Annotated in this window: 16 protein-coding genes, 1 tRNA gene and 1 pseudogene; 2 read left to right on the top strand and 16 right to left on the bottom strand. The window is 64.1% G+C overall.

Annotated elements, in window-relative coordinates; translation table 11 throughout:
* Positions 1 to 12: 12 nt before the first annotated feature.
* The 15 genes from GTP90_RS04910 to GTP90_RS04840 all read right to left on the bottom strand — a co-directional run bounded on the left by GTP90_RS04910 (position 13) and on the right by GTP90_RS04840 (position 17,785).
* A complete protein-coding gene (locus GTP90_RS04910; protein ID WP_161082439.1) occupies positions 13 to 420 on the bottom strand; it encodes a type 2 periplasmic-binding domain-containing protein in 408 nt (135 codons plus the stop codon).
* Between the two features lie 10 nt (positions 421 to 430).
* Positions 431 to 1,402, bottom strand: coding sequence for a hypothetical protein (locus GTP90_RS04905; RefSeq protein WP_254451730.1), 972 nt, complete (start codon positions 1,400 to 1,402; stop codon positions 431 to 433).
* A gap of 113 nt (positions 1,403 to 1,515) precedes the next feature.
* Positions 1,516 to 2,472, bottom strand: a complete 957-nt coding sequence (locus GTP90_RS04900) for a WD40/YVTN/BNR-like repeat-containing protein (protein WP_161082437.1) — start codon at positions 2,470 to 2,472, stop codon at positions 1,516 to 1,518.
* A gap of 10 nt (positions 2,473 to 2,482) precedes the next feature.
* Positions 2,483 to 4,861 (bottom strand): efflux RND transporter permease subunit, encoded by a 2,379-nt coding sequence (locus tag GTP90_RS04895; protein ID WP_161082436.1) that lies wholly within the window; start codon positions 4,859 to 4,861, stop codon positions 2,483 to 2,485.
* The gene (locus GTP90_RS04890; RefSeq protein WP_161082435.1) at positions 4,861 to 6,774 is read right to left on the bottom strand and encodes a DUF1302 domain-containing protein; all 1,914 of its coding nucleotides are present in this window, start codon (positions 6,772 to 6,774) and stop codon (positions 4,861 to 4,863) included. The genes GTP90_RS04895 and GTP90_RS04890 overlap by 1 nt, the downstream gene beginning before the upstream one ends.
* A gap of 13 nt (positions 6,775 to 6,787) precedes the next feature.
* The gene (locus GTP90_RS04885; RefSeq protein ID WP_161082434.1) at positions 6,788 to 8,140 is read right to left on the bottom strand and encodes a DUF1329 domain-containing protein; all 1,353 of its coding nucleotides are present in this window, start codon (positions 8,138 to 8,140) and stop codon (positions 6,788 to 6,790) included.
* A 207-nt stretch (positions 8,141 to 8,347) separates the two neighbouring features.
* Entirely contained in the window at positions 8,348 to 9,037 is a 690-nt protein-coding gene (locus GTP90_RS04880) for a TetR/AcrR family transcriptional regulator (protein WP_161082433.1), read from the bottom strand.
* 64 nt (positions 9,038 to 9,101) lie between these two features.
* Positions 9,102 to 10,472 carry an NAD(P)/FAD-dependent oxidoreductase gene (locus GTP90_RS04875; RefSeq protein ID WP_161082432.1) on the bottom strand — a complete coding sequence of 457 codons (1,371 nt, stop codon included), beginning with the start codon at positions 10,470 to 10,472 and terminating at the stop codon, positions 9,102 to 9,104.
* Between the two features lie 11 nt (positions 10,473 to 10,483).
* Complete coding sequence (locus tag GTP90_RS04870; RefSeq protein ID WP_161082431.1) at positions 10,484 to 11,212, bottom strand: hypothetical protein; 729 nt, start codon at positions 11,210 to 11,212, stop codon at positions 10,484 to 10,486.
* Positions 11,213 to 11,228: 16 nt separating this feature from the next.
* Positions 11,229 to 11,885: a c-type cytochrome gene (locus tag GTP90_RS04865; RefSeq protein ID WP_161082430.1), complete on the bottom strand. Its 657-nt coding sequence runs from the start codon at positions 11,883 to 11,885 to the stop codon at positions 11,229 to 11,231.
* On the bottom strand, positions 11,882 to 13,369 hold the full coding sequence (locus GTP90_RS04860) for a flavin monoamine oxidase family protein (RefSeq protein ID WP_161082429.1): 1,488 nt from the start codon (positions 13,367 to 13,369) through the stop codon (positions 11,882 to 11,884). The genes GTP90_RS04865 and GTP90_RS04860 overlap by 4 nt, the downstream gene beginning before the upstream one ends.
* A 10-nt stretch (positions 13,370 to 13,379) precedes the next feature.
* Complete coding sequence (locus GTP90_RS04855) at positions 13,380 to 14,063, bottom strand: c-type cytochrome (protein ID WP_161082428.1); 684 nt, start codon at positions 14,061 to 14,063, stop codon at positions 13,380 to 13,382.
* Positions 14,060 to 15,547, bottom strand: coding sequence for an NAD(P)/FAD-dependent oxidoreductase (locus tag GTP90_RS04850; RefSeq protein WP_161082427.1), 1,488 nt, complete (start codon positions 15,545 to 15,547; stop codon positions 14,060 to 14,062). The genes GTP90_RS04855 and GTP90_RS04850 overlap by 4 nt, the downstream gene beginning before the upstream one ends.
* Positions 15,548 to 16,291: 744 nt before the next feature.
* Complete coding sequence (locus GTP90_RS04845; protein WP_161082426.1) at positions 16,292 to 17,452, bottom strand: zinc-dependent alcohol dehydrogenase; 1,161 nt, start codon at positions 17,450 to 17,452, stop codon at positions 16,292 to 16,294.
* A gap of 93 nt (positions 17,453 to 17,545) precedes the next feature.
* Positions 17,546 to 17,785, bottom strand: a complete 240-nt coding sequence (locus GTP90_RS04840) for a hypothetical protein (RefSeq protein WP_161082425.1) — start codon at positions 17,783 to 17,785, stop codon at positions 17,546 to 17,548.
* A gap of 299 nt (positions 17,786 to 18,084) precedes the next feature.
* Between GTP90_RS04840 and GTP90_RS04835 the strand changes: the two genes are divergently transcribed.
* Together GTP90_RS04835 and GTP90_RS36805 are read left to right on the top strand one after the other, a co-directional pair.
* Positions 18,085 to 18,255: a hypothetical protein gene (locus tag GTP90_RS04835; RefSeq protein ID WP_161082424.1), complete on the top strand. Its 171-nt coding sequence runs from the start codon at positions 18,085 to 18,087 to the stop codon at positions 18,253 to 18,255.
* Positions 18,256 to 18,304: 49 nt separating this feature from the next.
* Positions 18,305 to 18,643: pseudogene (locus GTP90_RS36805) on the top strand (hypothetical protein); the annotation flags it as partial.
* 740 nt (positions 18,644 to 19,383) lie between these two features.
* On the opposite strand, the gene GTP90_RS04830 reads toward GTP90_RS36805, so the two are convergent.
* Positions 19,384 to 19,476: transfer RNA gene (locus tag GTP90_RS04830), tRNA-Ser, on the bottom strand.
* Between the last annotated feature and the right edge of the window lie 62 nt (positions 19,477 to 19,538).

Genomic DNA, 19,538 nt, shown 5'->3' with positions numbered 1-19,538 from the left:
CGGTGGTCTGGATCAGGGAAGTGTGCAAATCACCTTCACTGTGGCGTCGACGGCGCTCTTGTCGATGTAGCCGATCGCCTTCGGATTCGCCGCCACGGCCTTCTTCACCTCGGCGTTGCCGGCCGCTTCCTTGGGCGGAATGGCCTTGCCCGTGAAGACCAGTTTGGCCCACAGCGCCCGCGTCTGCGCCAGGTCCTTGTTGGCGACCTTCTGGTAGAACTCCGAGCGGATGGCGGCGCTCTCGGGCTGGTCGATCGGCGCGAACGCCTCGGCCTTGCCCAGGAAGTACTGGGCCACCTGCTCTTTCGTCAGCGATGCCTCCGCCGCGTTCAGGTTGACCACGACGGCCACCTCGGCCTGTGCCGAACCTGCGATGCCAGCCATGGCGGCCAGCACGGATGAACGCAAGAATTTGCGCATGACCGCCTCCTTAGAATACAAAATCAACGGCGATGGCGCCGACAGTGACCGGGCCGCGGAAAGCGGGTCCGGCCTGATTGAACAGGCCGCCGTCCCGCGGTTTCACACGGTCGAGCTGGAACTTGATATCGGCCGAACGGAACGCATCCCAGCGCAGGCCGACGCTGTCGGTGGTCTGGGTGATATCGCCCGTCATCCTGCTATGGCTAACGAACGGCAGCAGCTTGCCGAAGCGGTAGCCGCCCATGGCATACCAGGCCTTGGTGTCGGCACCCGGCGCCTGCGCCTTGGTGAATTCGGACTGGACGACGACGTTGCGCCAGTCCAGCGTCAAGCCCAGCGCCGTGAACGACACCTTGGCCTTCGGCAGCGCGTAGCCGCCCTGTTCCAGCGCCAGCGTGGCCTCGGCGCGGCCCAGGCGCACCGCGAACGGGCCCTGGTCGAGAATCAGGTTCAGCACCCGGGCATTGGTAAAGGTCAGGGTCTCGCCGGCCACCTTCGCGCTCGATCGGCCATAGGCGAACTGGGTGGTCAGACTGGACGCGCCCAGATCCTGGCGCCAGTCGATGTCGGCGCCATCCAGGCTGTCGTTGGGCACCTGCGCATACACTTCCTGCGAGGGCCGCAGCATGGTGTTGGCATAGCCGACGTTGCGGTAGTCGGACACGAGGAAGATGGCCAGCGGCACGCGGCCGGCCCGCACGCTCACGTTGTCCGACAGCCTGGCCTTGGCGAAGGCCAGCGTTGCGGTGGCATTGTAGGTATCGGTTTCCAGCTTGCGCACCAGGCCCTGCCCCGTCACGGACAACCAGCCATTGATGCCGGCATCGACTTGCAGGCCGACGTTGGAATCGACCCCGGTCCGGGGCTTGGTGCCCACGCCGCCAGCCTGCAACGGCCGCGAGAACAGCACGTCGCTGGTATTGGTCCGTGTCAGCGCGCCGGTGCCGAAGCCGCTGACCTTGACATCGGCAGCGCTCATGTCCCCGGCCCTTGCGGTCGACAGTACAAGCGGAAGCGTCAACAGTGTGGTGAGAGTTTTTGTTTTCATGATTTGGTTTGAGGTGATTGAAACATTGAATGGCGACGCGCAGTTCAGTGCGCCACCAGCCCCGCCAGCGACAGAAACACCGGCGGCTTGCCGCCCGCGGCGATCACGGCGGTGAGCGGCTCACGCTCCGGCCGCTGCGCCGGCGTGAACGTGGCGCCGCCGTCGCTGCTGCTCAGGACGGTCCCGGCCATCCCTGCGACCACGACGCTGCCGTCCGCCAACTGGGTGATGCCGGTCAGCGACTGGGTGGAGTCCGCCCGTACCGCCTGCCACGACAGGCCGTCATCGCGGCTGCGGTAGAGATGGCCGCGCATGCCGCACACCAGCAAGGTGCCGTCCGCCAGCGCCGTGCCGTACCACAGCGAACCCTTGCCGCCGACGGCGATCACGTTCCAGCTCGCGCCGCCATCGCCGGACCGGTACAGGGTGCCGGCCTCCCCCGCCACCAGCAGCGTTCCCTGCGGCGAGGCAAACACGTGGTACAGGTGGCGGTCGGCGTCGTCGCCGCTGCCGATGTGGCGTTCGGCCCAGCTGCGTCCACCGTCATGGGTTTCGATGGCCCAGCCATACAGGCCGACGGCAAAACCATGATCCGGCGTGACAAAGTGCAGCGACAGGATGGGCTGCTCGACGCCGGGCGTCGCGCGCAGCAGGCTCCAGGTCTCGCCGCCATCCTGCGTGCCCAGCACCACGCCGTCGTGGCCCGCCGCATAACCGTGCCGCGCGTCGATGAACTGGACGGTGGTCAGCATGCTGCGCACAGGAACCGCCCTGGCTTGGCGGAAGTTCGCGCCATCGTCGGACAGCAGGACGACGCCGTGATCGCCCACCGCGACGATGCGCCGGCCGGCCAGCGCCGCCGCCAGCAGCGGCGCCCCGGCCGCGTTGGCCACCCGCTGGGCCGGCAGCAGGGTTGGCCAACGCTGGGGTTCGGCTGCTGTCGCCCCGCAGGCGACCCGCAGTACGATCAGGATCAGAATGAGTTGTCGGAATAAAGTCATGGCGGCTCTTCTAGTGTTGTAAGGCGGCGGGCATGCGCACCGGCCCGGTGCGCGGGATCAGCCACTCCAGGACGGCGGCAAAGGCAGGCAGCAAGGTGATCGCCATCACCATATTCACCAGGAACATGAAGGTCAGCAGCGCACCCATGTCGGCCTGGAATTTCAGGCTGGAGAAGGTCCAGGTGGCGACGCCCACCGACAGCGTGATGGCGGTGAATACGGTGGCCAGGCCGGTTTCCGTCAGGGCCAGCTCCAGCGCCTCGGTAAATGGCAGGCCGTGCGACAGCTGCACCTGCAGGCGGTTGTAAATGTAGAACGCATAATCGACGCCTATCCCCACCGCCAGCACCATGACCGGCAAGGTCGCCACCGTCAGGCCGATTTCCAGTTCCTTCATGAACCAGTAACCGATCCAGGTCGCCACCGTCAGCGGCAGGCAGCAGGCGATCATGGCGCGCCAGTCGCGGTACACCAGGAACACCAGCAACAGGATGGCCGCGTACACGTACAGCATCATCGGCGTTTCCGACGCCTCCAGCACCTCGTTGGTGGCGGCCTGCACGCCCGCGTTGCCGCTGGCCAGGCGCAACTTCACACCGTCCAGATGGTTGGTATCGCGGAACACCTTCACCGCATCCACGACGCTCTTGATGGTCGTGGCCCGATGGTCCGGCAAGTACAGGTTGACGCCCTGCACCCGGCAATCGCCGGACGACAGGCCCGCGATCCGGTTGTTCACGCCGGCAAACTGGGAGCCCAGTCCGCGCGGGTCGCGCGTCAGCGTGGCCAGCTTGGGATTGCCCTCGTTCAGCCCCGCGTTGTACAGCTTGAGCTGTCCGGCCAGCGCATCGGCCGACACCACGCCCGGCACGCTGCGCATCAGCCAGGTGAATTCGTCGATGTACAGGAACTGGCCGGCGCGCGAACAGACCTCGCCCTGGTGCTCCGGCGTGGCTTCGAACACCACCGTCAGCCAGTCCAGGCCGACGTCGAAGCGGCCGACGATGGCGGCAGCGTCACGGTTATAGCGCGACTCGGCGCGCAGCTCCGGCGCCCCGGGCTGCAGGCTGCCGATATGGCGGCCCTGGCTCTGCCAGAACGCCAGGGCGAAAATGCCGGCGCCGAACAGCGTGACCATCAAGGCGTTGCGCGGCTTGGCGATGCGCGCCACGGCCCGCAGCCAGCCGTTGTGCTTTTCCCGGCGCGCCAGCGCATCGCGCGCGAAGGCCGGGGTGAAGTGGAAGAAGGAGGCGGCAATCGGCAGCATCATCAGGTTGGTGAGGATCTTGTAGCCCACGCCGATGGCCGCCGTGATGGCCAGCTCGCGTATCATCGGAATCGGGATCAGGATCAGGGTGATGAAACTGACCAGGGCCGTGATCAGCGCCAGCGATCCCGGGATCAGCAAGCCGGTAAAGCTGCGCCGCGCCGCGGTCGCCGGATCGGCGCCGTTGGCCACCTCACGGATGATGAAGTTGATTTGCTGGATGCCGTGCGATACGCCGATGGCAAACACCAGGAACGGCACCAGGATCGCCAGCGGATCCAGCCCGAAGCCCAGCAACCGCAGCGTGCCGAACTGCCACACCAGCGAAGTCAGCGAACAGGCCAGCGGCAGCAGGGTCAGGCGGATCGAACGGCAATACCAGTACACGGCCAGGCCGGTCAGCAGGAAGGCCACGGCAAAGAACCGGGTCACTTCATCAGATCGGTCGGCGATGTCGCCGATCTGCTTGGCGAAACCTATGATTTGGATTTCCACCTTGGCGTTTTCAAACGGGCGCCGGATCTTTTCCTCCAGCAGCCGGTTGAACTGGATGTAGTCCAGCTTCTTGCCGGTGCGCGGGTCGGTGTCGGACAGTTCGGCGGTGATCAGCGCACTGCTCTGGTCACGCGCCACCAGGGTGCCGATATGGCCGCCCGCCGTGGCGCGCTGGCGCATTTGCGCGATCACCTCCCTGTTCAGCTTTTCCGGCACGATATCGCCGCCCGCCACCGGCTCGGCGCGGAAGCCGTCCTCCGTGATCTCGGTAAAAAACACGTTGGGCGTCCACAGCGAAGTCACGCTGGTGCGCTCCACGCCGGGCAGATAGGTGACGGCGTCGGTCACCTTCAGCAACTGCGTCAGCGCGTCCTGGTTCCACACGTCGCCCTGGCGCGCATGGACCGCAATGGTCAAGCGGTTGGCGCCGAACAGCTGGTCGCGGTACTTTTCAAACGTCTCGATGTACTCGTGGCCTTGCGGCATCTGCTTTTCAAAGCCGGCCTCCAGGTGCAAGCTGCTGGCGAGCACGCCCATCAGGACGGTGAACGCCGCCAGCGTCAGGAGGAAGATCCGCCGGTATCCGAACAGGGCCGTTTCCAGGCGGGTAATGAGATGAGAGAGCATTAGAATGACGACGCCAGGCTGATGGACATGAAATTACGGTCGCGCTGCAGATTGCTTGCGCCGCCGCCCCAGTTCTGTGTGAAGTCGACGCGCAGCTTCAGCGCCGGCTTCACCTTGAAGTCGATGGTGGCGCCCACGACGGCGGCGCCAGCACCCTTGACAAAGCCCGGCAGCGCCGTGGCCGACACACCGGACAGGCCCTGCGAGACCGCGATATCCGGCGACAGCGATGCGCGCGTGCCGAACACATTCGGATAGGTCAGCGAACCGGCCACCACCACGCCCCACGACGCCCTGGTGGGCAGCGTGTAATCCGCCGTGGCGGCATATGGCACGCTGCCGTCGAGCTTGAGCTTGGGGTAATACGCCGCCGCCGTCTCCGCCGTGATGCTGCCCTCGCTGGCGCCCAGCGCGCGCAGCACGCCGCCCAGCGAGCCCGATGGCGACAGGATGTGGACGCCGGTCAGGTGCAGCTGATAGTGCTGGGTGTCGACCCAGCCGCGGCAATACGAGCCCACCGGCGCCGCCGAAAAATCCGCCAGGACATTGCAATAATGGGTATTGCGCGGATCGATGACGGCGGTCGGGTCGATCGCGACGCCGTCGCGCGGACGGAACGACAGCTCGGTGCCGATGGCCCATTCGCCCGCCTGGAAGTTGTACGACACGCCGAACAGATTGCGGTTGGTGCCATAGTCCAGCAAGCCCTCCAGGCCGAAGGGATTGCTCGCCGTGCCGCTCACCCGATAGCTGACGAACGGCACCTTGTCGTCGTAGCGGGTGAAGTACAGGCCCAGTTCGTCGCCCGAGTCGGGGAAGTGGTAGCGCAGCGCAATGCCGCCCTGGCCATTGTGCGGCGTGCGGTCGCCGGCGCGCGGGATGACGCTCCCCGTGCCCAGCATGGCGCCCGCCGGATTGGCGGCTGGATCGCCCAGCTCGTCTATGCCGAGGCGGCGGCCATACGGCAGGCCGGTGACCGGATTGGATCCCGTGATGACGGTGGCCGTATTGCCGATCGTCCCCGCCGGGAAAGGTCCCATGCCGTACGGCGCGACCCCGGCGTTGAGCACCGAGGTGGGCAGGTAAATGGCGCGGCCGCCCTTGCCGGCAAAGTTATTGGTCGAGAAGAAGGTGCCAGGCGCGTCGAAGACAAAGCTGTTCCACTTCCACTGGTAGAACGCCTCCATTCCCATGCCGTGGCCCAGCGAGGTGCTGAACGACACCATGGGCGCCGGGATGAACAGGTTCTTCAGTGGCGTGCCCGGCTGGTGCGCGGCGGGCAGGTAGATCGGGTTGATCGAATTCACGCCGCCTGAGATGAATAAATCCTCGCCCCAGCTCAGCACCTGGTTGCCGACGCGCAGCCGCGCCTGCTGCGCGCCGATGTCGAACTCCTTGGTCACATAAGCGTCCAGCCAGCGCGGATTGCTGGTCGCGAAGTCCTTGGCGTCGCGGTCGAGCGGGCCGTTCTTGGTGCGGTCGATGGCAAAGTCCCGGTTGACGACCCCGCGCAGGATACCGCTCCAGCCATCAGTGCCTTTCACGTACAGGTCGGCCGTGTATTGCAGGTTGGCCGATACCACTTGCCCGCGCTTGTAGTGCAGGTTCCCCAGGTCCTGGTTCAGGCGCAGGATGTCCAGGTTGGTCGCGTAGGCGGCCGGGTTGCCCGCCTGCAGCGGCGTGATCGCATCGCCCACGCAGCCGCCATTGTCGTTGCCGATGTTGCGGCAGTCCGGCTTCGAGGTACGCACCACCGCGCCGATAGACACGGTCGAATCCAGGTTCACCGTCCAGCCGTTCTCCAGCGGCCATTCCGCCGCTCCGGCCGCCGTCCAGGCGCCCAGTGTGGCCAGCACGGCCAGCCATGTCCGCTTCGGGACCAGGCGCCCATTCACTGCTGCTCGCGTTGTCATAGTCGTCTCCTCGTCAGCGCGTCGTGGCGCGGCGCAGGCCGTCCGGTTCGAAGGTGCCCGCCTTCAGGCGGCCCTCGCGGGCAGCCAGCCAGTCGGCTTCCTTGCCGCCGGCCTGTACGCGGTCGATCAGGGCGCGGCCCGCCACATGGTCGTAGCTGATGTTGGCCGACCATACGCAGGCGGGAACTTCCCATGCCATGTAGGGTCCCATCTCGGTGGTGCGCCAGACCTTGCCCTGCGCGTCATACATGTCCTCGACCAGGATGGTCCAGCTGTCCTCGTCGATGTAGAAGGTGCGCTTGGGGAACATGTGGCGCATGCCTTCCTTCAGCGTCGCCTCCACCACCCACATGCGGTGCAGTTCGTAGCGGGTCAGGTCGCGGCTGAGGAACTTCGGCTTGACCACATCGGCCACCTTGTTCGCCGGCGAATTCAGGCGGTAGGTGTTGTAGGGAACGTAGAGCTCCTTCTTGCCGGCCAGCTTCCAGTCGTAACGGTCCAGCGGGCCGTTGAACTGCAGGTACTGGTCGACGATCTGCAGGTTTTCCGTATTGAGGATCGGAGCGTCGAACTGGTAGGTCGGCGCGCGGCGCACGCGGCGCTGGCTGGCAAAGTACAGCCAGACGTCGTTCGGCTTGCCGAAGTTGTATTGCCCCAGCGTGGCATCGCCCGCGATGGACGGCGGGCTGGTGTACACATTGAGCAGCTGGTACTCAATGCCATGGGCGTCGGCGATGCCCTTGTTGGACGGCGACCACATCGGCGCCAGCTCCCATTCGTCCTGGGAAATCGCTTCGCCGATGCTGTCGCTGCCCTTGGGCGGAATGTAGGTGGCGAAGTGCTGCTGGAAGCCCTCCCCGCGCCAGCTCAGCTTGTGGTTCCAGATCGCTTCCGCGCCGCTGTGCGGAACCGGGAACGGTACCGCGGCGCCGATGGCTTCGGCCATGTCGTGGCCGTTGGGCGCCATCTTTGCGCTGACCGCATTCTTCCTGGTGCGCTCGTAGAAGAAGTCGGGGTAGCCGCAGGAGCGATGGGCCGGGTAAACATCCATCCGGTAGCCGGGGATGTTCTTGATCATCTCGACCTGGCCGGCCGCCAGCTTGTCCTTGTAACGGTCGACGTTGGAGGCGTCGATCGAGAATTGGCGCTTGTCGCCGGCATAGGGATCGGGACGCAGGGCACCCGGCTTCCATCCTGCCGGCACCGCCATGTCGCCGCCGGTCCACGCCGGGATCGTCCCCTCCTTGTTACCCGCACGTTCAGCCCCCACCGGCGTCAATTCCTTGCCGAGCCTGGCTGCCTCCTGCTCGCCGGCGGTTGCACTGAGCGCTGTGCTGACCAACAGCGCCGTCCCGAAAAATGTCATCTTGATGCCCACCTTCGTCTCCCTGTGATTGAGTGCCGGGTAACAAGCCGGCCCTTGCTGCGTCATTGTTAGGTCATAATACTAAATATAGGTCAATGAGACAAACAGTGAAATGGAAAAACAACGGGGCTGTGGTATTTCGGGGCGAAAAAAAAAGCGACAGGGTTTTCCTGTCGCTTGGTGGCGATGCCGGCTTGGCTGCTGTGCTTACGAATCCGCTGTCAACGGCGCCTTCAGCAGGCAATCGAGCGCCGCCATTAGTTTCGCGTCAAGGCCACGCGTGTAACCGCGCTTGCGGCGGCCGGCGCCGAGCTGATAGGTCAGGCCGTCGGTGATGGCAATCAGGATGGTGGCGCGGTGCAGACAGTCCGCCGCGCTGTAGTCGGGATACGCAGCGCGGATCAGCTGGGCCACTTCGCGCGTCAAGGTCTCGTACCAATCATCGAGCAGCCGCGAACACTCCTCATCGATCACGGCAAACGATACGAAGTGCCACCACAGCGCCGAGGATTCGGGATTCTTGATTTCCCGCACCGACTGTTCGGCAAGCGCGACGATTCTTTGCTGGGGCGGCAGATTGCTGTTCACGGCACTGCGCAACTCGCTCAGATAGCTTTCAATCACCGGTTCAACCACGGCACGCAGCACCGCCATCCTGGTCGGGAAATAGTACTGCAGGTTGCTGATGCTGATCCCGGCCCGGGCCGCAACCTCACGCAGCGAGAACTCCAGGCTGCCGCCTTCAAGCAGCACCGCCTTGGCGACTTCAACAATCGCGTTACGGGTGCGCAGGCCCTGGGCACGCAGGCCACCCTGCCCGGCCTCGCTGGCGGACTGGCTGACCGTGCCGCGCTTTTTGCGCACCGGCTTTTCGTCGGGCTCTTTTGTGTTTGTCATCGTCGTAAGGAATTAAGAAAACACACGATTGTTTGGTATGTATACCCAAAAGTCAATGTCGCCCTTACGCCGCCCTCGCCTTTCGGTTCACCCGACCGTCCAGCATGCCCACCAGGCCCAGGGCCGCCCTGGTCGCGCACCACTGCAGCGGTTCCGGCAGAATCGGCGCGACCTTGCGCTGCAGCGCCGCCAGGAAGGGGTGGTCGGCGCCGAGGATACGCCCGGCCAGCAGGTGTCCGACCAGCGACTGCGGCGCCAGTCCGTGGCCGGAACAGCCGGCGGTGTAGTAGACGTTCTGATGCGCGCCGGTCACGCCGACGATGGGCAGGGCATCGTTGGCAGCGCTGACATAGCCGCTCCAGCAGGCCCGCACGGCGATGTCTTTCAAGCCCGGCAGACGGTCATGCAGGGCGACCCTGAGCTCGCCATACGAGTCGTAGGCCGGCACGTTCGGCGTTTTCGAACCATAGGGGGACTGTAGCCGCTTGGTGGTCACCAGCAGCGAGTTGTGCGGCGTCAGCCGGAAGCTCTCCATGACCCAGTGCGCTGTCATGATGCCTTCGCGTCCCGGCCAGCCCAGGGACTTCAGCTGCGCGGCCGACAGCGGCTCGGTCTCGATCGCCGACACCCGCACCGGGACGATTTTATCGGCGAGGAGCCCGTTCTGAGGCGTATAGGCGTTGGTGGCGAACAGCATCGCCGGAGCGCTGACGCTGCCGCGTGGCGTTTCCACCCTGATCGTCGGGCCTTCGGTGTAGGACAGCATCGGGGTGTTTTCATACACCGTCACCCCGGCCCGGATCGCCGCGCGGCGCAATCCCATCACATACTTGCCGGGATGGAGCGTGCCGCCATGCGCGGTGTATTCACCAAACAGGAAGGCCGGTGGAATCCCGCGCGCGCCCATCGCGGCCTGGTCCAGGAAGGTGGACTTGAAGCCCAGTTCGGCACCGACCCGCATGCCCTTGCGCAACCGTCCCTCCTGGGCCGGATGGATGGCCGCGCGGATGATCCCCGACTGCCGGTAATCGCAATCGATGCGATACTCCTTGAGCTTGCCTTCGACAAAGGTGACCGCGTCCTCATAGAAGCGGACGATCTGGGCGCCCGTCTCGCGGCCCACCTTTTTATGGAACATCTCGTATTCAATCCCGATGGCGCCGGCCAGGTAGCCGGCGTTGCGGCCACTGGCGCCATAGCCCGCGAACTCGCGCTCCAGCACGACCACCCGGGCGCCCTTGCGGGCCAGCTCCAGTGCAGCGGAGAGTCCGGCATAGCCGGCGCCAATGATGACCACGTCCGCGCTGACGGCGCCTTGCAGCGGCGCCTGCAGGTCGTCCGGCTTTTCCACCCAGCCGCCCAGCGTACGGTACTTTTCCAGATCGGCCTTGGCTTTGGCTTCGTCGACCGAGAAGGCGTAGCTTTTGGCATGCATGGTTTCTCTCCTTATCCTTGGCGCGCAGCGGAATAATGGGCGAACCGGACCGGAGCGGACGCGCGCAGCAGGGAGATGCCAAACAGCAGCAGCCACAGCGGATGAATCACCAGCGTGGCCATCTGGACCGTTTCGCCAAGGTCGCGCCAGCCGCCAAGATTGAAAATGAACTCAATCGCGAACAGGCAAAGATCCAACGTGAGCAAGCGGCCGTAGCCCCACTTCTCCGCGCGCAGGAAGCGTGCCGTGGCGGTTCCCCACAGCAGCAGCACCGGCGCCTCGGCGTTCCACAATCCTTGCGCGCCGCTTTGCAAGGTGATCCACAAGGCCTCGGCCGTCGCTTTGGCCGAAGGCTCGTGGGCAGCCAGTTCCGCCACGGGCGTCAGTGTCAGGCTCAGCAAGCCCGCACCGGCTATCCCCAGCACCGCGTACACCACCAGCCCGGCCATGCCGATGTCGGCCACGGCGCCCAAACGCTGGCGCATGGGCTGCCACAGATAGCCGCCAACGGCCAGGAAGGGCACATACCAGCCCAGGATGTCGGCCCACATCGACAGGCGATAGAGGTTTTGCGACGCCGCCGGGTAAGCCACCATCATGGCCGGACGATCCAGGACGCCGGAATCAAAACCTGCGGCGGCCGCCACCAGGACTGCCATCAGCCAGGCCAGTACCGCGCCGATCACCGCCAGCCAGCCGACAAAACGGCGCGGGTCCGTTGCATTGCTTGTGTGTGTCATGTTCCTGCTCCTTCTGTTATCGGCTTGCGAGGAATTGCGCAAGGTCCTCGAGATCGGCCGGCGACAGCGCACTGACGACCGCCGGCATCATGCCCGCCGCGTCCCGGCGCTTGCCGGTCTTGAAATTGGTCAGCTGATCCACCAGGTAGTTGTAGCTCTGCCCGGCCAGGCGGGGAAACTCGCCCTTGCCCTCCAGCTGCTGGCCGTGGCACGACGCGCAATTGCTGGACCTGGCCAGCGCTTCGCCGCGCGCCACCCGCGCCGCGTCGGCATGGAAAGTGGTATTCGGCTGCGCCTTCATCCGGGAGAAGTTCGCCACCATCGCCTCGAACTCCTTGTCCGTCAGGCTCAGCGCAAATGGCGTCATGGTCGGATCGTTGCGTTCGCCGCTGGCAAAGGCTTTCAGTTGCTTGCGCAGATAGGCTTCCTGCTGCCCCGCCAGGCGCGGATACAGCTGCGTGCCTGCATTGCCTTTCGGGCCGTCGTGGCAGTACAGGCAGGAGTCGGTGGAGCGCGGCCATGGCCCGGCCAGTTGCGCGTTGTCACGCGCAACGCTGTCGATCTCATGACTCACCCGCAGCAGGCCGTACACATCCGGGCCGTAGTACACGCCCGCCGCCAGCAACACGCCGCCCAGCAGCACGAACGAGCGCTTCAGAAACTTGCCCATCATGCCCTCCCCGTGGCGACGGCCCGCAGCGCCTGCAGCGCGGCCTTATGACCGGAACGCACCGCGCCATCCATGTAGCCGGCCCAGATATCGGCCGTCTCGGTGCCGGACCAGATCAAGCGGCCCACCGGCGGATGCAAGGCTTCGCCATATTTGGTCAGGAAGCCCGGCGGCATCGGCGAGACGCAGCTGAGCGTCCACGGGTCGGCCTTGCGCCAGTCGTGTTCATGGTAGGACAGCGGATGCAGCGCTTCCTCGCCGAACGCCTGGGCGTAGGTGCGCGACAGCTCAGCCTCGGCCGCCTTCTTGTCGGACGGCAGCATGCTGATTTGCACGAAGGCGTTGATCACGCCAAACGACAGGTCTTCCGGCGAATTGTCGTAAGCCCATAACACCGCCCCGCCCGGCTGGAAGATCCAGCCGTTCAACCCTTTCTCGCGCCAGAACGGCCGCTTGTAGACGTGCGCCGTCTTGCGGCCCGGCGCGAAGGCCGGCCAGCGCCGCTGCATTTCGCGGCGCTGTTCCGGCAGCGGCGGATCGTAGGCGATCTGCTGGCACAGCGCGGGCGACAGCGCCATGATCACGTGGCGGGCGCGGATCACGCCCTGCGCCGTCTGTATCGCCACCGGCCCGTTCTGCCACTGCTCGATGCGCTGCACCGGGCTCGACAGGCGAATCTTGTCGCCCAGCGCCTCGGCCATCTTGATCGACAGGATTTGCGAGCCGCCCGAGAGGCGGGTCTGCTGCGCGCCGCCCTTGACGGCTTCCAGGCGGTCGTAATTGCACTCGGCCGAATTGACCATCGACAGCCAGTGCAGCAGCGACAGCCGCGCTGGCGAGGCGCCGCCGGTGATCGCCAGCCCGGTCGACCAGCCGAGCTGGTCCGCCGGTTCGATGTTCTTCCTGGCCAGCCAATCGCCTACCGACATGCCGTCGAACTCGGCGGCACGGGACGATTTCCACGGCGCGCCCGACGGCACGCTTCTGGCCAACAGTTCGAGTTCGTGCGCGATCTTGGGATCGGTGCCGAACCCTCCCTCGGTATCGACCGCTGCGCGCGCGCCCTTGGCCAGGATGGTGGACTTGCCCTGGTAGTAGGTCGGGAAAGTGCCGACACCGAGCTCGCGCGCCAGGTCGGCAACGGCGGTCTGGCCGGGACCGATCCATTGCCCGCCCGCTTCCGAGAAATAACCTTTGCCCAGGTCGTGGTTCAGCGTGCGGCCGCCGACGCGGTCGCGCGCCTCCAGCACCACGAAGGATTCGCAGCCGGCGCGGCGCAAGTCGCGCGCCGCCGTCAGGCCGGCCAGGCCGGCGCCGATGATGGCGACATCGAGCACGTCGCGCCCATCGCTGGCCGCCACGGCGGCGCTGGCGGCTTCGGGCAGGACCGCAGCGGTCGCCGCCGCCGTCACGGAGGCGGCCACGCCGAGAAAGCCGCGGCGGCTGATGCGCCCGCCCCCGCCTTGAGTTGTTACGTCATCGTCCATTACTTTTTCCTTATCGGCTAGCCATGAATTGCGCCAGATCGTCGATATCCCGGGTCGACAGCGCCGCCACCACCGCCGGCATGGCGCCGCTGGCGTCGCGCCGCGCTCCGCTCTTGAAGCGCGTCAGCTGGGTCTGCAAATAGTCGTAGCCCTGTCCGGCCAGGCGCGGATACGCTTCCTTGCCCTCCAGCTGCTGGCCGTGGCAAGCCGCGCAGTTGTTGGCCTTGGCCAGTGCCTCGCCGCGCTTCACCTGCGCCGGATCGGCACGGAAGCTCGCGTTGGGCAAGCGCTGCATCCTGGAGAAATGCGCAGCCAGCCCGTCGAGCTCACGCTCCGACATGCTCAGCGCCATCGGCGTCATGGTCGGATCGCTGCGCTCGCCGCTGACGAAGGCCTGCAACTGCTTCTTCAGATAGGCTTCCGGCTGCCCTGCCAGGCGCGGATAAGTCTGCGCCTGCGCGTTGCCATTGAAGCCGTGGCAGGACACGCAGGCTTCGCTGGCGCGCGGCCAGGGTCCGCCGAGGCGCGTGTTGTCGCTGGCGATTTTATCGATCTGCTTGCTCAGCTGAAGCAGGCCCAGCAATTCCGGGCCGTAGAAGATGGCGCCGGCCGCCGTGGCAGCCAGCAGCAGGCCACCCGTCAGGAGCAGGATGCGTTTGCCGACGCTGCGCGGTTGGGATGCCTTGGCCATCATGCCTTCCTCCCTGCCACCGCTTGCAGCGCCTGCAAGGCCGCCTTATGGCCGGAGCGGATGGCGCCGTCCATGGTGGTGATCCAGATTTCAGCGGTTTCCGTGCCCGCCCAGATCAGGCGGCCGATCGAAGGATGCAGCACATCGCCGTACTTGGTGAGAAAGCCGGGAGGGATCGGCGAGGTGCAGCTCAGCGACCATTGATCCGCCTTGCCCCAGTCGTGGTCGTGGTAGGCGATGGGATGCAGCGCCTCATCACCGAAAGCCCGGGCATAAATGCGCGACAGCTCGGCCTCTGCCGCCTTTTTATCGGACGGCAGCACACCGGGATTGATGAAGGCCGAGATCACGCCAAACGAGACGTCCTCCGGCGAGTTATCGAAAGCAAATTGAACCGGGCTATTCATTGGAATGACAGCGCCGTTGTAGCCTTTCTCACGCCAGAACGCCTTCTTGTAGACGTGCGCGGTCTTGCGCATCGGCGCGAACGCGGGCCAGCGGCGCTGCATTTCGCGGCGTTTTTCCGGCAGTGGAGGGTCGAAGGCAATCTGCTGGCACAGCGGCGGCCCGAGCGCCACGATCACGCTGCGCGCACGGATCACCCCTTTGGCGGTGTGGATGGTGGCCGGTCCGTTTTGCCAGTTCTCGATGCGCAGCACCGGGCTGGACATGCGCAGCTTGTCGCTCAGCGCCTCGGCCATCTTGATGGACAGGATCTGCGAACCACCGGCGATACGGCTCTCCTGCGCGCCGTCCTTGACGGCCTCCAGCCTCCGGTAATCGCAACCGGCGGAATTGATCAGCGAGAGATAGTGCAGCAAGGAGAGCTTGTTTGGGGTGGTGCCGGTCGTCAGCTGCGCGCCCAGCGCCCAGCCGAGTTGATCTTCCGGACTGAGATTCTTTTTCGCCAGCCAGTCAGCCAGCGACATGGCGTCAAACTCGGCTGCGCGCGGCGAGGTCCACGGCGCGGCGGTCGGCACGTCGCGTGCCAGGTCTTCCAGCTCCTTGCGCAATTTCGGATCCGTGCTGAGGCCGCCGTCGCATTCTACGGTGGCGCGCGCGTCACCCGCCAGCATGACGATCTTGCCTTGCCAGTAGGTGAGGAAGGTGCCAACGCCCAGCTCGCGCGCCAGGTCGGCGACAGCCGTCTGGCCCGGGCCGATCCACTGCCCGCCCGCTTCCGAGAAATAGCCGTTGCCGAGGTCGTGGTTCAGCGTGCGGCCGCCGACGCGGTCGCGCGCTTCCAGCACGACGAAGGATTCGCAGCCGGCGCGCCGCAGGTCGCGGGCCGCCGTGAGTCCGGCCAGTCCGGCGCCAATGATGGCGACGTCGAGTACATCGCGCTCATCGCCCGCCAGCGCTGCGCTGGCCATCCTGGGCAGCACCGCCGCGCCCGCCGTCACCGACGCCGCCATGCCGAGGAAACCCCGGCGCGAGAGCTTCGCCTTGTCAGGCGCCTCTTCCTGTTCAGTTGCCATGTCTTCCATATGATCTCCTAACGAAGTAGTTGTTAGTACAGAGTACCAAAGTTAGGTCATAAAGACAAATAAACGCGTAAAAAAAGAGCGGCGGGGATTTTTCTGTCGTTTTTTATGCGGGCAGGATGGGGCGCGCGACCAAGTCCCATTGAGAGAGATCGCCAGGCGTTTGGGCATCTTCAGAAACATGCCCGACGCTATCTGCGCTCGGACACCATAGAGCCGGCCTGCGCCGAACGGCGTTCCACCCGCGCAATCGAGAAATACGCTTTCCAACTTTCGGCGCTCCTCAAGTCCGAGGCAGCCAAGTCACGCAAGCATTGGCGCACGCTGAAACAGATCCACGAGGACTTGAAGGAATTGGGGTTCGAGGGGTCTTACGATAGGGTCGCGGCGTTCGCGAGGGTATGGAGGGCGGGTCAATCTGACTGGGGTAATCCTGCCAGCAACGAACACGTTGGCATTGTCGCGCGTTGGTGGCTCGCGAAGACCATCACCTCGGGGCGCGCAAACGCAGCGGTCGAAGCCGCCAAGCGGCCCGAAACCGAGCCAGAGCCAACCTCGATCGTGTCGGTAATCTGGGAAGCAATCAGCGTGGCTGCCCGGCCACGACCATCTGCCCGGCGTGACGGAAGCGGGTGCCGAAATCCTGCCGCGGCCGAACGGCAAATTCGAGTACCCGATGGCCTACGGCGCGGAGGTCGAATACGGCGACGCGCCGCTCAATGGTCAAAACCAGGTCAGCCTTCAGGCTCAAGGGAGCAGCACAATCTTGCGGCAATCGTCTTCTTTTTTATCGAACATCTTGTAGCCCTCAGCAGCGCTTTCAAGCGTCATACGGTGCGAGATGATCGCCTCCGGCGTGAGCTTGCCTTCCTCGATGAACTTGAGCAACTCTGGCATGAAGCGCTGCACATGTGTCTGACCGGTTTTGAAACCGATACCCTTCTCGAACGCATCACCAAACAGGAAGCCATGAATAAAGCCGGCGTAGACGCCCGGCACGCTGACGGTGCCGCCACGCCGGACCGCCGCTATGCATTGGCGCAACGCTTGGCCACTGCTGCCTTCGAGCTTCATCGCCGTCAACGCGGTTTCCAGCGCACTGCCTTTCGCTTCGAAGCCGACCGCATCGACAACCGCATCGACACCACGATGGTTGGTGTTTTCAATGATGAACTCGGCCGCGTCGACGTCGTCGAAATTAATCGGGATAACGCCGTAGGTGAGACGAGCGAAATCAAGCCGATAGCCATGATGGTCAACCATGAAGATCTTCTCGGCACCCAGCATACGCGCGCTGGCGGCCGCCATCTGCCCCACCGGGCCGGCGCCGAAAATGGCCAAGCTCGAGCCCGGACCAACGCCTGCGTTCAGCACGGCCTGGTAGCCGGTCGGCAGGATATCGCTCAGGAAAAGTACTTTTTCGTCTTCCAGCGTGTCGGGTATCCTGATCGGCCCGACATTGGCCTTGGGCACGCGCACAAATTCCGCCTGGCCACCCGGCACGCCTCCATACATATGGCTGAACCCGAACAGGGCCGCGCCGGAAAGGAGCGATTTCTTGTTCATGATCGTGCCGCGGTCCGGATTGGTCGTCTCGCAGGCGGAATAGAGTTTGATGTCACAGAAGAAGCAACTGCCGCAGGCGATCACAAACGGCACCACCACGCGATCGCCCTTTTTCAGGTGGGTGACGCCGGGGCCGGCCTCGACAACCTCGCCCATGAATTCGTGGCCCATGATATCGCCTTCTTTCATGCCGGGCACCTTACCTCGATACAGGTGGAGGTCGGAGCCGCAGATCGCGGTGGCGGTGATCTTGAGGATGATGTCGTCCGGTTGCTGCAGCACCGGATCGGGTACGGTATCGACTTTCACGTCGTGGGCGGAATGATAGACTAGTGCACGCATGGGATCTCCAGAGGGCTCAAGAAACCCGCCCGGCTGGCGGCCGGACGGACGGGATAAAAGCCAGGGCCGCCAAGGCGCGGCGCCGGCGCTCGCTTATTTCGAACGCGATCCGGTGCCGCGACCGTCGGCGCCATCGTTCTTGCCGCCGGACTGGCTGTTGCCGCCGCTATGCGACTGCCGGTGCCCCGCCGAGCGGGACTGGGTTCCCTGCTTGTCAAGTTCGGCGCTGCCCTTGGAACCGCTCGCACCGCTCTGCTTGGACGCGGCCGATTGCTCCGTGTGGGATTTGCTGGTGTCGCTCGTTTTATTGCCGCTTTGATTTGATGCCGTCATGATGATCTCCTCTCGGTAGTAGGGGCCGCCGCGCAGCGTGTTACAGCTCGGCGGTGGTTCCATTCTTTGCGGAATCGGACGCTATCGTCATAAGTCGCGCACTGGTGCCGGCGTAGGATGATTGCCCGTCAAAATGAAATTTTTATCAGTTCGCACACTCCGTTCGATAGCGGCTTCGGCCATCCAGCCACCTACACCGCGATGAGAGGTGCTCCTACACCAACGTTGGATGCGTCAACTAAGATGAAATCAAGGCAGAGTTAGCGCCGAATGTTCGACTTAATCTTTTGGAGATCATCATGAGCAAACCCACCCAAGGCGGCAAAAACGGCGGCAACAGCAAATTGGAAGAAGCCAAAGGCGCAAAAAGCACCGGCAACAAGTCCGCCAGTTCTGGCAATAGCCAATCTACATCGTCGGGCAACAAAAGCACGTCCGCCAAGCCTGCGCCCGGTTCCAAGTCCAAGTAATTGCATCGCGGAGGCTGGACCTCCGCGTCTCCTCATCCTCAACACGAAGCCAGGCGAAGATTTATATGACGCCAAAATCAAGGTGCTATCCGAGCAGATCGATCATCACGTAAAAGAAGAAGAGTCCGAAATGTTCCCAAAGGCCCGCAAGGCAGAACTGGACTTGGTGGCGCTGGGCGATGGTTTGCAGGGAACTGCCTGTTTGTGGACAGTGCGTGCACCAACAGCCCGGAAAAACAAAAAGCCCTTGAATCTCAAGGGCTTTTTGTCTGATTCTGGCGGAGACGGGGTCCGCCCCCCCCCAAGAGTGAAAAAGACAAAAGAAGAAGGTCTATCTACGTTCCTATCTACCTTCGACATGCCCCTCGCTCAGGTAGCACGAATATGATGAGGTCTATACTCTTATCAACGACTACAGCTAAGAGTTTTCTATGCGAATAATTCGATCCGCTTCCGCATGTGGAGCTATGGTGCTCTTATCGATGCACGGGGCTGTCTATGGTGGCGAGGAAGACCACGCCGCATTCGTGCCGGAGGACGCGCTGAAGACGGCCGTCTACTATGCAGCCCATCCACGCGAGATCACGCTGGAACACGTGCAGCAACACAGCTCGCGGAAATTATTACTATCGGACTGCGCGGAATATGGCTCCTTGAGGCAATGTACTTACTCGCCTGAAGACGTTGGCGCCGACACTCCCGGTCTGCAATCGGTTTCGGTTAGCTCTACCACGAGTGGCGCGCCGCGCGGTGGCTTCATCTTATGGCGATTTTCCCGGACCCCTTGCGTTTCCGGTGCAACCGTTGCACAGTTTGTCGGCAACACAAGTGTGGTCCCGGTGTTACCCCCAACGTTTTACCAGCCCCCGGGGACACCGGAGCCGGCGCCTCCAAGCCCGGAGTACCGCACCTACGAATCGAAGAACTGGGACCCGGCAGCAAGAGTGCAGACGGCCATGACGGACTGCCTCGAGGTGATCATGTTGAACGCCCAGCTTCCTAAGGAGTAATCACGGCAACCGGCGTCGCTTTTCCTATCGGGCCACCGGACAGAAATCAAGCGAGCTCACTATGGGGAATGCAAATCAAAAAAAAAGAGCCCCATCACTGGGGCTCTTTTTCTTGTTCTGGCGGAGACGGTGGGATTCGAACCCACGATACAGGTATAAGCCGTATGCATCCTTAGCAGGGATGTGCCTTCGGCCACTCGGCCACGTCTCCTAGTCGATTACTCAACTATGTCTTTTCTACCAAACTGCGCTAGAGCAGACGACCGTCATAGT

Source organism: Duganella vulcania (assembly GCF_009857655.1).
Classification (GTDB): Bacteria; Pseudomonadota; Gammaproteobacteria; order Burkholderiales; family Burkholderiaceae_D; genus Rugamonas; species Rugamonas vulcania.
This window is presented reverse-complemented; position numbering and strand designations above follow the sequence as displayed.